The sequence below is a fragment of the Flavobacterium sp. HTF genome, from assembly GCF_003105115.1.
Taxonomy (GTDB): domain Bacteria; phylum Bacteroidota; class Bacteroidia; order Flavobacteriales; family Flavobacteriaceae; genus Flavobacterium.
Genome location: NZ_QETH01000002.1, coordinates 73,234 through 88,649, shown reverse-complemented (window position 1 = coordinate 88,649; position 15,416 = coordinate 73,234). Strand labels below are relative to the sequence as shown.

At 34.4% G+C, this 15,416-nt stretch carries 9 protein-coding genes; all 9 read right to left on the bottom strand.

Going from position 1 to position 15,416, the window contains the following annotated elements:
• Positions 1-225 precede the first annotated feature (225 nt).
• A complete protein-coding gene (gene lpdA, locus DCO46_RS01135) occupies positions 226-1,614 on the bottom strand; it encodes a dihydrolipoyl dehydrogenase (RefSeq protein WP_116750757.1) in 1,389 nt (462 codons plus the stop codon).
• Positions 1,615-1,863: 249 nt separating this feature from the next.
• A complete protein-coding gene (locus tag DCO46_RS01130) occupies positions 1,864-2,448 on the bottom strand; it encodes an NUMOD4 domain-containing protein (RefSeq protein ID WP_116750756.1) in 585 nt (194 codons plus the stop codon).
• 203 nt (positions 2,449-2,651) lie between these two features.
• The gene (locus tag DCO46_RS01125) at positions 2,652-3,416 is read right to left on the bottom strand and encodes a LytR/AlgR family response regulator transcription factor (protein WP_116750822.1); all 765 of its coding nucleotides are present in this window, start codon (positions 3,414-3,416) and stop codon (positions 2,652-2,654) included.
• A 182-nt stretch (positions 3,417-3,598) separates the two neighbouring features.
• Entirely contained in the window at positions 3,599-4,918 is a 1,320-nt protein-coding gene (locus DCO46_RS01120) for a RagB/SusD family nutrient uptake outer membrane protein (protein WP_116750755.1), read from the bottom strand.
• Positions 4,919-4,929: 11 nt separating this feature from the next.
• Complete coding sequence (locus DCO46_RS01115; protein WP_116750754.1) at positions 4,930-8,268, bottom strand: SusC/RagA family TonB-linked outer membrane protein; 3,339 nt, start codon at positions 8,266-8,268, stop codon at positions 4,930-4,932.
• 18 nt (positions 8,269-8,286) lie between these two features.
• The gene (locus DCO46_RS01110; protein ID WP_116750753.1) at positions 8,287-10,896 is read right to left on the bottom strand and encodes a zinc-dependent metalloprotease; all 2,610 of its coding nucleotides are present in this window, start codon (positions 10,894-10,896) and stop codon (positions 8,287-8,289) included.
• An 86-nt stretch (positions 10,897-10,982) separates the two neighbouring features.
• Positions 10,983-12,551 (bottom strand): histidine kinase, encoded by a 1,569-nt coding sequence (locus DCO46_RS01105; protein WP_116750752.1) that lies wholly within the window; start codon positions 12,549-12,551, stop codon positions 10,983-10,985.
• Positions 12,552-12,563: 12 nt separating this feature from the next.
• The gene (locus DCO46_RS01100) at positions 12,564-14,318 is read right to left on the bottom strand and encodes an ABC transporter ATP-binding protein (RefSeq protein WP_116750751.1); all 1,755 of its coding nucleotides are present in this window, start codon (positions 14,316-14,318) and stop codon (positions 12,564-12,566) included.
• Between the two features lie 147 nt (positions 14,319-14,465).
• Positions 14,466-15,206 (bottom strand): tRNA pseudouridine(38-40) synthase TruA, encoded by a 741-nt coding sequence (gene truA, locus DCO46_RS01095; protein WP_116750750.1) that lies wholly within the window; start codon positions 15,204-15,206, stop codon positions 14,466-14,468.
• Positions 15,207-15,416: the final 210 nt, after the last annotated feature.

Sequence of the window (15,416 nt, the reverse complement as noted above, 5' to 3'; positions counted from 1 at the left end):
TATAAGATAGTTTGATAAAAAGATCATTGAAAAATAAAAATAAGTATTATTGAAGAATAACGAAACTTCTTTAAGTCAATTTTATATTAAATCAGGATGAATATAAATTTCTGGTTTTGTGATAGAAACAAAAAATCCGGTTCGTTATAAACAAACCGGATTTTTTTAATTGAAAATTATATATAACTGTAGACGCACAGCAGTGCGTCTCCTTTTATTTTATTTTTACAAGTGAATTACTTCGCCGTAAGCATCAGCAACAGCTTCCATAACAGCCTCGCTCATGGTTGGGTGAGGGTGTATAGATTTTAAGATTTCATGACCTGTAGTTTCAAGTTTACGTGCTACAACTGCTTCAGCAATCATATCGGTAACTCCTGCACCAATCATGTGGCATCCTAACCATTCTCCGTATTTAGCATCGAAGATTACTTTTACAAATCCGTCTGCATTTCCGGCAGCTTTTGCTTTTCCTGAAGCTGAGAATGGGAATTTACCGATTTTTAAATCGTAACCTTTTTCTCTTGCCTGTTTTTCTGTTAAACCAACAGAAGCAATTTCAGGAGTTGCGTAAGTACAACCAGGAACGTTTCCGTAATCGATTGGATCTACGTGTAAACCTTTAATTTTTTCAACACAGTTTATTCCTTCAGCAGAAGCTACGTGAGCTAAAGCTTGCCCCGGAGTAATGTCTCCAATTGCATAGTATCCCGGAATATTAGTTTGGTTATAAGCGTTTACCAGAATTTTATCACGGTCTACAGCAATACCTACTTCTTCTAATCCGATATTTTCGATGTTTGTTTTGATACCAACTGCAGAAAGTACAATGTCAGCTTCAAGGATTTCTTCTCCTTTAGCAGTTTTTACAGTTGCTTTTACTCCTGCTCCTGAAGTATCCAAAGATTCTACAGAAGAGCTGGTCATTACTTTGATACCTGCTTTTTTCAGAGATTTTTCAAATTGTTTTGAGATATCTTCGTCTTCTACCGGTACAACGTTTGGCATAAACTCTACAATAGTAACCTCAGTTCCCATTGAGTTGTAGAAATGTGCAAATTCAACACCAATTGCACCTGAACCTACAATAATCATAGATTTTGGTTGTGTTGGTAATGTCATTGCCTGACGGTAACCAATTACTTTTACACCATCCTGAGGTAAGTTTGGTAACTCACGTGAACGTGCTCCTGTAGCAATGATAATGTGATCTGCACTATATTCGGTAACTTTATTGTCTTTGTCTGTAACGTCAAGTTTTTTTCCTGGTTTAAGTTTTCCAAAACCTTCAATAACGTCAATTTTGTTTTTTTTCATAAGGAACTGAACACCTTTGCTCATTCCTTCTGCAACATTACGGCTGCGTTGTACAACTGCCGGGAAATCTTTATCAAATTCAGAAACTTTTAATCCGTAGTCAGAAGCGTGTTTCAAATAATCAAAAACCTGAGCTGATTTTAGTAATGCTTTTGTTGGGATACATCCCCAGTTTAAACATACACCCCCTAAGTTTTCTTTTTCAACAACAGCTACTTTAAAACCTAATTGTGAAGCTCTAATTGCTGTAACATATCCGCCAGGACCACTTCCTAAAACAATAACGTCGTATTTCATTTTTTTTGCTTTTAGTATTTACTACCGAAAATGAAGTTTATAAATCCGAAACTCATTTTCAATGGCATTGTTATTTGTGATTGCGAATTTAAGGATTTATTTTAATTCTTGGTTTGTTTTGTTTCAAGTTTCAGGTTTGAGGTTCCTAATTGTAAAAATTTTTGCCACGAATCACATAATTTGCCACAAATTAAAATTCGTGTAGATTCATGTAATTCGTGGCAAAATAATTTGAAACCGGAATAGAAGTTATACCTGAATATGTCCCCAGTTTTCTCCGCTGGCAATTCTTCTGATCTGCATTTCGCTTACGCCAAATTGTTTTGCAATCATTTTAAGACGGGTTTTTTGTTCTGGTCGTGAAAGGATTTTCTTAATCAGCATTACTTTTGTAGTGGTGAGTTTTCTTCCGTCGGCTTTTAGGTTGTGCTCTACGAGATTCTTTTTGGCCTGGATCACACGCGGGCTTTTGCGGCTATGTGCCATCATTTCGGCTTTTGTAGCCCATCTCAGATTATTGACATCATCATTACTTCTGTTGTAATCCAGATGAAGTACATAGGTCTGATCTTCTGACTTTTTTGGAATAAAATACTGGGCAACTAATTTGTATAAAAACAGATATTTATTGACAATTTTGTCATCTTTTTTTATTTTAAACCTGAAGGTTGGGTAACCATCGCTCAAACCTCCTTTTAAGAGGCGGCCATTTTCTATTTCGTCTGTAAAACTTACTAAACGGCCTTTGTTTGAAATGGCATATCTAAGCTGCAATGAAGCGTTTATTTCTAGTTCTTTAAATTCTTCGTTTGGATAAAATCTAATTTGTGGCATACTCTTTTACATTTGATTATATTCTCAAATATAAAAAATCAAAAATGGAGAAAAGCTATTTTACTGGTAATGAGGAGCAATTTTATGATTCCTATAACGCTAATTTAACTTTTTTAAGAACTTTTTTAGCATTTGGAATTTCAATTTTAGAAGATAAAACTGAAATTATTGAATTTATAAGACAATGTAAAAACAGAAAGCTTTTACTGATTGAGCCAGTTTTTAAAGTTATTTATTTCTTTTTTACTAATAATAATCGGATCTGTTTCTACAGCGGGAACTGTCAGTTTTAGCTCAATTTTTTGGGCTGAATGTTTGATGACTTCCTTTATGATATTCCGGCTGACAATATATTGTCTGTTTACCTTAAAGAATAGTATCGGATCCAGATTGTGAATGACGTCTGTAAGTGTATTATTATATAAGTAACTGTTTCCTGAATTTGCATAAATAAAAAGGTGCTTGCCGGAAGCTGCAAAATAGGTAATGTCGTTTTCGTTTATCGAAATAAGTTTGTAACCGTGATTAACCAAAAAGTGACGTTGTACTTTGCTGGCTTCAGGATTTTCCAGAGCAACAAGAGATTGTATTGTGGTGTCGCTGTTAAAATTATCTTTTATGTTTTTGAACTTTGTAAGCGCATCAAATAATTCTTGTTCTTCAAAAGGCTTGAGGAGATAATCTATTGTAAAGTGTTTGAAAACAGATATGGCATACGAATCATAAGCGGTGACAAAGATAACAGGGCAGGAGATAGTAGCCTTTTCAAAAATCTCAAGACTTTTTCCATCACCAAGGTGAATGTCCATAAAGGCCAGGTCAACAGCATTTTCTGTAAAGAAAATTACAGCTTCTTTAACCGATTTTAAAACTGTGATTTCAGAAACGGATATAATGCTTTGCTGCTCTAAAACAGATTTCAGATAATTTGAAGCAAGATATTCATCTTCAACAATGGCAATTTTCATTCTTTTTGGACGTAAAGTTACTAACACTTCTACAGGAAGAAGCAATTATTTAATTCTGCAAATATATTAGTTAAGCTTAATAATTACTTAAAGTAGAATTTTTTTTTATCCAAATTTCGATTATAAACAAAAAAGGGCCCAGTTTTTCAACTGAACCCTTTTTAAAAAAAACAATATAGGTATTATAGATTGGGATTGTTTAATCTCGCGTTTGCCGGGTAAATAATGGTATATCGCGGATCGTTTTGTATCAAAGTGTAAACATCACCGTCAAATGTGTGAACGATTTGTTTTTGAGAAGTTCTTCTCAAATCAAACCAACGCTGTCCTTCAACAGCAAACTCACGGTGTCTTTCTTCTAAAATGAAGTTTGTCAAATCTGCTGCATTCATTGCATTAACATCAATTTCAAGCTGAGTGTATCCTGCTGCAGTATATCTGTTTTTGATGAAATCTAAAATTGTTGTTTTAGCGTCAGCTGTATTGTTCAATTTTAATTGAGTTTCAGCTTTTGTTAAAAACAATTCAGAAGTTCTGAATGAACATTTTTGATCATCATTTCCTCCTTTTTGAATTCTGAAACGGCTTCCGCTTGCTGAAAAGTAAAGTGGGAAACGCAAATCAGTAGTTTTGCTGTAAGCAGCAATTAAATCAGGAGAAGCATATGAAGCTCCTTTAAGTCCATTAATATATCCGTCTTCAAGAGCTAAAATAGATTCTTTTGAATCGAATTTTGTAGCAAAAACAGAAGTTGCTTTTAAGTCAATAAGGTTGCTATTGATTGCTAAAGCTTTATTGGCAGCATCTAAAGATTTTTGCCATTGTTGCTGGTAAAGGTAAACACGGCTTTCTAAACTGTATAATGCAGCTTTAGAAAAACGGTAATTCATACCTTTAGTTTGAGAATCAACATTGATGTAGTTTTTAGCTTCGTTAGTATCAGAAATAATTTGATTGTAAATTACTTCAACACTTTGAGGAACAAAAACCTGCTCTAAATCAATCTCCAATGCCAATGGAACTCCTTTGTCTGTACCAGCGGTTGCAACATTGTAAGGTTTTCCAAAAAGGTTAATCAAATCAAGATAAGCCATTGCTCTCAAAGCATAAGCTTCACCAACTAATTGGTTTCTTTCCGGAGATTCTGCTAATTTTTTTGATGCTTCGTTAATGATAACGTTTGTATAAAAAATTACAGTGTATAAATCCTGATATTGAAAAGTAGCCGTAAAACTATCCGGATTAGTATCTTTCCAAATGTAAATGTCTCTGTAAAGGTTAATTTCGTCACTGAATTCATTCATTGTCAATTCGTCTGTACGAACAGCAGTCAATGATTTGTGTTCTGGGTAAGTAGCATATCCTTGTGTTAAAACTGCACGATATTGCTCTAATGTTTCCGGGATAACACGACCAACAGGTGTAATGTCCAGATAATCGTCACAGCTGCTTACTGCAATTGCTGCAACAAAAAGTAATATATATATTGAGAATTTTTTCATCTTTGATTTTATTAGAAAGTTACATTACATCCTAAAGTAAATGACTTAGGAACTGGTTGTGCATAAATGTTTCCGAAAGTTTCCGGGTCAAAGTAACCTTTGTAATCAGAACTAATTACGAATAAGTTTCTTGCCTCAACGTTAAATCTGATACTTGCAATATTGATCTGATCTGTAAACGCTTTTGGGAATGTATAACCTAAACGTACACTGCTTAATCTCATATAACTCATTTCACTAACCCATGTATCTAAATAATTCATAGTTGGAATTTGATTTCCTCCAGAATACCATAGGTATGCCATATATGAATCTCCTGTTCCAGAATCCTGACCGTTGATTCCAGGTAAGTTAGAAGATGTGTTTGTTGGTGACCAGGCATTTAAAATATCTCTGCTATAGTTTTGTCCTCTGTCAACCTGAGTTCCGTTATAAGGAGCATTTCTAACAACAGTTTGTTTGATGTTGAATGAAGCAGCGATTGCAAGGTCAAAATTACTTACTTTGAATGTATTTGTGATACCTCCGGTAAATTTAGGATCTCTGTCTCCTAAGTATGTAAATAAGTCTCTAAATTCAGCTGCAGTTAATTTTGACTGAGTCAGTAATCCAGGGAAGAAATCAGCATACGGATCGAATAAGCCAAAGAAAGTCTGAGTATTTACAGTTTCACCTTTTTTGTTTACAAATAATGGGTATCCATTTTCGTCAATTCCGTTTGTTTTAAATCCAAATACAGCATTTACTGCATAACCTTCCTGATTTGGTAAATAGCTGTTATCTCTAACTTGTAAACGGTCTATGTTACTTTTGTTATGAGAAAAGTTAATGCTAGTATTCCATTTAAAGTTTGGACGATCAATATTTTTTGTAGACAAAGTAATTTCGTATCCTTTGTTACTTACCTGCGCCCAGTTCATGTTTGTGAACTCAAAACCATTTTCTAAAGAAAGTGCTTTAGTACCAATTAAGTCAGTACTTTTTCTTCCGTAAAAATCAGTTATAATACTAATACGGTTGTTGAATAATCCGATATCAGCACCTAAGTTGATATTTGATGTTTTTTCCCAACGCAATTTATCATTTGGTGGACTTTCAACAACAATTGTTGGTTCTGTCTGCCCAGGCAGGATGATTGATGTACCGTTTTTACCTACTACAAAAGGAGAAGTGTTTTTGTCAATATTACCTTGTAAACCGTAAGAAGCACGAAGTCTTAAGTTAGATAATGTTAAGTTATCTTTTAAGAAATCTTCTTCAGAAACAGCCCATGAAGCAGATGTTGACCAAAGTGGTAAATATTTGTATTTAGGATCTACACCAAATAAATCTGAACCATCGTATCTAACACTTCCAAATACGCTATATTTTCTATTGTAAGTATATGAAGCAGTTGCAAAGAATGATGCAAAAGCGTTTTCATTTTTAGTTTTAATGTATGTTTTCCAATCTGATTCCTTAGCAAAACTAGTATTTGGGAAAACAATTTGCTCAGTAGTTAAATTATTCTCGTCAAAACCAAATCCTTTTGTTGAAACAAAAGTATTGTAGTTTTTTCTTAACTCATTACCAACCATTGCTTCAACTTCGTGTTTTTCTCCAAATGTTTTAGAGTAGTTCACCATTGTTTTCAGGTTGTACTGAAAAAAGTCTGTATTTGAATTTTGGATAACACCACCAACCGGAAGGAAATATTGCTGATTTCCACCACTAAAATAACTTGATTTTTCTCTAAGATTTCTAGTGTAATAGGTGTCTTTACCAGCGAATTTTTCACTAGATGCATTTTCTAATTGCAAACCTAACTGAGAAGTTACTTTTAAATCTTTAGTAACTTTGTATTCAGCATCTAATAAAGCTTTTACGGATCTTGTTTTTAATTCGTGAGAAGTATTTGCTCTTTCTTCTAAGAAATTAAAAGGTACTTTACGATCTGAATATCCTACAATATCCTGATCATATTTGTAACTTCCGTCTTCATTATATGGAGTCAAATATGGATTAACATTTCTTGAGTAATTTCCAGGATTTGTAAAAGCATATGAATCTGTTAAGTAAGAAGTAGTTTTGTTTTCTGCACCAAAAATACCAACACCAACTTTAAATTTATCTGTAATTTCATAGTTGTTTTTGAACGTTAAGTTGTAACGTTTGAAACCTGTTCCAACAGCTGTTCCTTTTTCATCATAGTACCCTAAAGAGAAATAGTAATCAGATTTTTCTCCACCACCAGATAAGCTTAAACCATGCTGCGTATTAATTGCAGTTTGGTATAATAAGTTACCCCAGTTTGTGTTGTTACCTCTCAAAGTATTAATTGATTGTTGCGTAGCAGGGCTCAAAGAAGAGAATCCACCGGCTCTGTATGCCGCTAATTCATTCGATCCGTTAAGGATACGGGCAATATCACCACCGGTGTCTCTGTATGTTAAATCTGCACGGCTTGCCATGTTAAGTTCTAAATCAACTTTTTCACTTGCGTTCATTAAGTTCAATTTATCAAAATCAGGCCTTTGTGTAATAAATGTATTTGTATTAAAACTTACTACCATTTTACCAGCTTTACCTTTTTTAGTTGTAATAACAATTACACCATTTGCAGCACGTGCACCATAAATTGCAGTTGCAGCGGCATCTTTTAAGATGGTAATATCTTTAATATCGTCAGGGTTTAAACCTGCAATAGAATAATTAGTAAGATTATCGATATTATCTTTATCGAAGTTTTTAGGAACATCATTGTTCTCTAATGGTAAACCATCAAGTACCCATAAAGGATCTTGTGTACCGTTAAGAGAAGCAGTACCCCTGATTCTGATTCTTGCAGGTGCTCCAGGTGCTCCAGATGGAGTACTTACAGCAACTCCGGCAATTTGCCCAACTAATAATTGGTCAATACTCGAAACCCCTGTTTGCTGGATAGCAGCCATATCAATTTTGGTAACGGCAGCAGTAAGTTTTCTTTTCTCAATTTTTTGGTAACCTGTTACAACAACCTCCTGAAGTTTTGCAGTTTCAGATTTTAAGTTAATTGTATAGTTTTTTTGAGCATCCAATTCAAGAGTATACGATTTGTATCCCATGAAAGTAATTCTTAAAGAAGTAATGTTCTTTGCTATTTTTAATGTAAATTTTCCATCAAAATCAGTCGTTGTTCCGATCCCTTCACTTTGGATAATTCCGGCATATGAAGTTTTATTCGAGATAGAATTGTTCTCAACGAAGATCGATGCACCAGGGATTGGTGACAAATCAGCTTCGTCCTGAATGATTCCCGTAATAGTGCGGGTTTCCTGCGAGTATCCTGCAATGGCCAGGAGGAGCAGTAAGGCATGTAAAATTTTTCTCATGTTTTGGGTTGTTGTTTATTAAAAGGTTGTGTTATTTAATGCTTTTTCGATTCGTTGAATTAAATCGTTATAATGATTTCGGGTCGATTGATCGCCGGTACTCTTTTTTATTTTTAATAACTGAAGCACTTTTGTAAGCTCTCCTTTTTTATCAGATGTTACTTCTGTAACTCTTTTTAAAAAGGACTGGTTAATTTTTCTTACCATTACCTCTTCATGTACATAATTGCATAAATGTGGCATGCTCAGTGTTTGTTGTATGTCAAGAGTTTTTTTAGGATCTGTTTTTTCAAATAATTTATTAGTAGAAACAATCAGGACATCTACATAATTCTTTTGTGTCATGCGCTCCAGAATCGATAATGATTTATTTAAAATCGTTGGAGCAAAAACCTGTTGATGTATTTTACCAAATAATTCATTTACGGTAAATACTTTCTCTTTGGTTTCATTTCGCTGATATAACTCATTTTCAGTCATTCTTAACAAACGATCATCGCTTAATAAATTATACAAAACATCGTATTGCATTTCTCTTGATAAAGTATAAGGTGTATACTCATATGGTCCAAGAGGAGTATCTTTAAGCGGATTCGTTTTATCCAAAATCGAATTAAAAAATAACCATTGCGGAATCGTAATAACATTTTTAATCAAATAATCCGTAGCTCTTTTTTGCATCAAAGCAGGAACCGGAATATAGCTTTGTTTGTTGTCACCGTGAACTGTTACATTCAGGTAAACTCCACCAATGTTATTCATTACGTGACGGTTGTATAATTGCCACTGGCCAATAGTCCCGATGTATAATTTTGCAGTTTCATAATAAGACTGATCTTTTTCGTATGTCCAGTCCAGAATATTACTTACTACACGTTTCAGATTTTTCAAACCATATTCACTTGCTTTTACGGCATCGTTTCCTAAATCTTCAGACTGAGAACGCGGATCAATTAAGTTACTTCCGTCCTGTTGCTCTCCATAAAAATAAATTGGATCATTTTGGTGAGAAGCAATCAGGGCATTCAGTTTTAATTTCTCGTTATCATTGTTACCGTACCATCTGTATCCCCATTCGATAGCATATTTATCATACTCACCAATTTTTGGAGTAATAGTAGTAACACTATCTTCTGGTTGTGCTACATAATTGTAACGGGCATAATCCATGATAGAAGGAGCAGTTCCGCCCATTTTTGCCGTAAATTCCTTAGAACGCAAAGACTCAACATCATAAGCAAAAGAAGAACCCATATTATGTTTTAGACCAAAAGTATGACCAACTTCGTGAGATGATACAAAACGAATTGCCTCACCCATATGTTCATCGCTAAAAGTATTTCCTCTTGCTTTTGGGTCAATAGCACCTGTCTGAATACGCATCCAGCTTTGCAGATACGTCATTACATTATGCCACCAGATAATATCGGCTTCAATAATTTCACCACTTCTTGGGTCAACAACCGAAGGGCCCATCGCATTTGCTTTTTGCGAAGCAGCATAAGTAATAACTGAATAACGTACATCGTCAATATCAAAATCCAAATCAGCTTCTGTTGGCTCTTTGGCAATAATTGCATTTTTAAAACCGGCTTTCTCAAAAGCAACCTGCCAGTCGTGAACACCATCGATAATATATTTTCTCCATTGTTTTGGAGTCGAAGGATCGATATAATATACAATTGGTTTTTTTGGTTCAACCAATTCTCCTTTTAAATATCGTTCTTCATCTTCTTTTTTAGGCTCAAGTTTCCAACGGGTAATCAGTTCTTTTTCAAGTAATGCCTGTTGCGCATCGGCAAAATACCAGTGTTGTTCTGTAAAATAACCAATGCGGTTATCAGAAAAACGAGGTTTCATAGGAACTTTATCCAACAAAACAATATTACTTGTTACCCCAAGGGTTACAGGTATTGGAATCCCGTTTTCGAGAACAGAAGTCGTTAACTGCGATTTTACCACAATATTTTTAGGAAATGCTTTTGAACTTTCTATATAAGACAAGTCCGATTTTATAGAACTTCCTAAGCCAATGTTGCTCAAAACATCATTAAAACTCTTTTGTTTTCCGTCAAAAATCTTATTTGCCTTAATAACTATCGAAGTCGAATCGTTATTTTTAGTTTCAATATCAAAAACTTCAATAATAGATTCAGAAAAATTATCTTTTACAGAAGCCGTTATAGCGTCATCTTTAGGAGAAGAAACTTTTGGTAAATAAGATTTTACCCAAACTTTCTTTGCAAGTGTATCTTTATAAAAGCTGATTACTTTATTTTCATAATTCATTCCTTTATTAAGTCCGTACTCATTTGCCTCAAAAGGAACCTGTGATATTTTGTTTACGACTAAAAACTCTCTGCCGAATAAACTGTCCTGAATTTCAAAATAAACATCAGTTTTAACCTGAATAATGTTGAACAACCCTTTTTTTAATGTTCCTTTTTTTACAAGGTCATTATATTTTTTTCCTTTTTTAGCAGAAGTAGTGTCTTTTGCTGTTTCAGTAGTATTTTCTTTTTTCTTATTCTTTTTTTGAGAATAACCAGAAATCGGGCCTAATAAAAATAAAACTAATACTAATGTAGCTATTACTTTTACGTTATACAGGATTGCCTTTTCCTTCATTTTTCTGTTAATTTTAGGTTAATTTTTGTTCGAAAATATATGGTTTTCGGTCAAAAAAAAAAACAAAAGGAGTGAATGGCTTTTTTTTAGGAGTGAATGACAATTAAAGGCAAAATACATACGAATTTATCCTCTTTTTCTGTAGCCGTAAAATCGCTTTTAGAATAGTATTTATAAATGCTGTTAAGATAATTTAATCCAAACTTAGTGCTTGGTTCGCTAACCGTCTTTTTTTGCAGATTGTTGGTGATAACAACATGATCGTTTTTAATGATTATGCTGGTAGTCAGTGGTTTTTCACCTGTTGCCTTATTGTGTTTAATGGCATTTTCGACCACAATCTGAAAAGCCAGATACGGCAGGAATTTTTCCAAGGCGCTTTCATCTTCAATTTTAATAGAAAAGAAAAGTTCTTCCTTAAAACGGGTTTGCTGCAAAAAGATATATTTTTCTATAAATAATAATTCGTCCTTAAGAGGTACAATGTTTTTTTCAGGCGGATCGATTAAGTAACGATAAATACGGGACAAATTTAAAGTAAACTTCTGCGCCGTTTTTACATCACTGCCCACCAACATATAAAGTGAATTAAGCGAATTAAATAAGAAATGCGGATTGATCTGCTCCTTTAATTGCTGCAGCTGAATCAATGCTTTTTCTTTTATGATTTTTTCGTTCTCTACCAGTAATTTGTTTTTTTCCTTAATTACAATTCCCTTCTCTCTGTAAGCACGTCGGTTGGCATACGAGAACAAATAGAAAATCAATAATAACATTACAGTCGTAATCGAATAAATCCAGGTCGAATATTTTCGGATTAAATCGACATTTTCATCCACAAATATTTTAGGAAAACTGACACACACAAACCAATGAGTACCTTTTACATCCATCTTTTTTGTAAAACGGATTACATCCAGTTTCAAAAACTCAGACATGGTTACTCTTTTTACATAATCGGTGTTATTGCTAAAAATAGTATCTGAGGTCTGTATTGAGGAAATTTTATAAATGTCCTGACCAATAAAATCCGATTCCGGATGATAAACGCATCTTCCTTCTCTATCGAAAATAAAAGCATAATTAGAAGGAGACTTGTCACTTGTCGAAAAATAATCATGAAGTTTTTTTAAATTCACATCATAACCATAACGAACAACTGTATTTTTTGAAGTTAGTGTAAAATAAATTCGCCATACCCATTCTTTTCCCTGTGGAATGATAACGTTTGTATGACTGATTTTTTTGTTTTTAAGAATAAAATCTTCAACGTCTTTTTTTACTTCTGTAGAAATTGAATCTGTTCCAAATTGAATTTGATCGTTATTAACCTGAAACCAGTTATCTACAATTAATACATTAGTCGTCTGTACCGAAGATAAAACTTTCAGGTTAGAAGATAAATTACCGGCATTGCTAATCTTTAAAAGATGCTTGATTCTGTTTTCCTGTTCTAAGAGTTTCGAAAATTCCTGAGAAAGAAATTCCTGTTTTTTGATAAAATTACGCTGCGCCATATCCTCATTCGCCTTTTCGGTAAGATCCGTAATTAGGTTACTAAGTACAAATACAGAAGAAACGGTGATTAATATAGAGACGATCAAATAAATGACAAAGGCTCGTCTGGACGTGATTTTTTTTAATTTAAATTTCAAAGAGAATATATTTTAATTGGCAACCGAAAATTGCGAATCGTACAAGTTTTTATAATAACCATTGGTTTTGTTCAGCAATTCCTGATGTGTTCCCTGCTCAACAATCAAACCTTTATCCATAACCACAATTTTATCTGCGTTTACAATGGTTGCCAGTCGGTGCGCAATAATAATCGAAGTTCTTCCTTTGGTAATAGTTTCGGTAGCACGCTGAATCAGTTCTTCAGAATAAGTGTCAATAGAAGAAGTCGCTTCGTCCAAAATCAGAATACTTGGATTACTCACATAAGAACGCAAAAAAGCAATCAGTTGGCGCTGACCCGATGAAAGCATCACGCCCCGTTCTTTTACATCAAAATCATAATTGTCCGGCAAACTCATAATAAAGTCATGTACACCGATTTTTTTGGCAGCTTCCAAAACCTGCTCACGTTTAATTTCCGGATTGTGCAAAGTAATATTATTGTATATCGTATCGGCAAATAAAAACACATCCTGCAAAACCACTGCAATTTGTTTTCTAAGCGAAGCCAGCGTATAATTTTCAATATTATGACCGTCTATATAAATTGTCCCGCTGTTAATTTCATAAAAACGGTTCAGTAAATTAATAATCGTAGATTTTCCTGCACCCGTAGAACCAACAATTGCTATAGTCTGTCCGGAAGCCACAGACAAATCAATTCCCTTTATAACTTCTTCTTCGGGAATATAACTAAAACGGACTTCCTTAAATTCTATACTTCCGTCAAAAACAGGAGCCTCAAGAGTTCCGGTATCCTGAATATGATCCTGCGTATCAATAATATCAAAAACACGATTGGCCGCAATCATTCCTAATTGCATCTCGTTAAACTTATCCGCAATCTGACGCAGCGGGTTAAACAGCATTCCGATAAACATTGTGTAAGAGAACAAATCCCCAAAAGTTGTAAAATGATCACAGTTCAAAATTCTAAATCCGCCATAGACCACAACCAATCCTAAAGAAATAGACGAAATAATATCGGCAATTGGGAAAAATATCGAGTTGTATAAAATCGTTTTTATCCAGGCAACTTTGTGTTTATTATTGATCTCCTTAAAGTTTTCGGCTTCAATTACCTCACGGTTAAAAAGCTGAACAATCTTCATTCCCGTCACGCGTTCCTGCACAAAAGAATTCATATTGGCAATCTGCGTACGCACCTCCTCAAAGGCAACCTGCATTTTGCGCTGGAAAATTCTCGTGATGTACACCAGAATTGGCATAGCAACGATTACAATCCATGTCAGTTTCCAGTTCATGTAAAACATAAAAACCAGCACCACCAGCATTTTCATCAGATCACTAATAATCATAAATAGCCCCTGGCTAAAAATACGGGCAATCGATTCAATATCAGAAACAGCTCTCGTGACGAGTTGTCCAACCGGAACCAGATCAAAATACTTCATTCTGAAACTCAGGATATGCTTAAAAAGTTTCGTACGGATATCTTTTACAATGTCCTGACCAAGCCAGTTCGCCCAGTACACAAAGTAAAACTGGGAAAAAACCTCCATCAGAAGAACGATGCCCATCAATATAATGTACATCAGTAAACCCTGCTTATCATGTGTCTTGATATAACCATCAACTGTTTGTTTTAATAAATAGGGGCGAAGTGCCGCAAAAACAGAAAGTGAAATGGCGAAGATAATAACGCCGTAATAGCGCCATTTGTAAGGTTTTGTATATTTTAAAATTCGTTTGAATAAACGTGTGTCAAATGCTTTTGCTTTCATTTATTTTTAGGAGCTATTCCCGCTTTTCGTTTCAGGTTTTTCTCAAAAATATGTTTTTGTATTGTTTTTATAAGAGCTTCCGCTGGTCGCTTTATAAAAACACAAAAACTATATTTTTTTCAAAAAAGCCTTTCACTGCAATCGGGGCTATTTCGTGATATAATCATAAGATATACCGGTTAAATATAATCCGTGTGCCGGAACCGAAAATCCGGCTTTTTCTCTGCTTTTACTGGCAATAATATTTTCAAAATCGATAAGCGAAATTTTATGCAGGCCAATATTGATCAAAGTGCCTACAATCGCACGGACCATGTTTCTCAAAAAACGATTCGCCGAAATCGTAAAAACAAGTTTGTTGCCTTCCTTCTTCCAATACGCCTCAAAAACCGTGCAGTCAAAAGTATTTACATCTGTATTTACTTTAGAAAAACACTGGAAATCGGTATGATTCAGTAAGATTTTTGCGGCTTCATTCATCAAAGCTACGTCTAATTTTTGATTAAAATACCAGCTCAACTCCTGCAAAAACGGATTTTTAACAGTATTGATATGGTATTCGTAAGTTCGTTTCGTGGCATCAAACCGACAATGCGCATCGTCATGAACTAAAATCAAATCAAAAATGGCAATATCTTTTGGTAAGTAAGAATTCAGTTTATGAACCAGAACCGGAACATCAATCGGAGTTTCAAAATCAAAATGAGCATACATTTCCTGCGCATGCACACCCGTATCCGTTCGTCCCGCACCCATTATATTGATCGGTGAATTCAATAATACCGAAAGCGCTTTGTTTAATGTTTCCTGAACAGAAGAGGCATTCGGCTGAATCTGCCAGCCATGATAATGTGTTCCGTTATATGCAAATTGAATAAAATATCTCAAGGTAAAGGAGCAAAGGTTTTTAGGAGCAAAGGTACAAAGGTTTTTTTGAAGATGCTATCCCGAAATTTTGGGATTTAGTTGCTAGATTCTATCCCGAAGTCGGGACTGAGTTTTTTTTTCAATATTTTTCCGTTGAGACGCACTGCAGTGCGTCTAAGCTCAATTGGAAAGTTTTTAAAAAAGCTACTAAGGTTCTAAGATGCTAAGGTC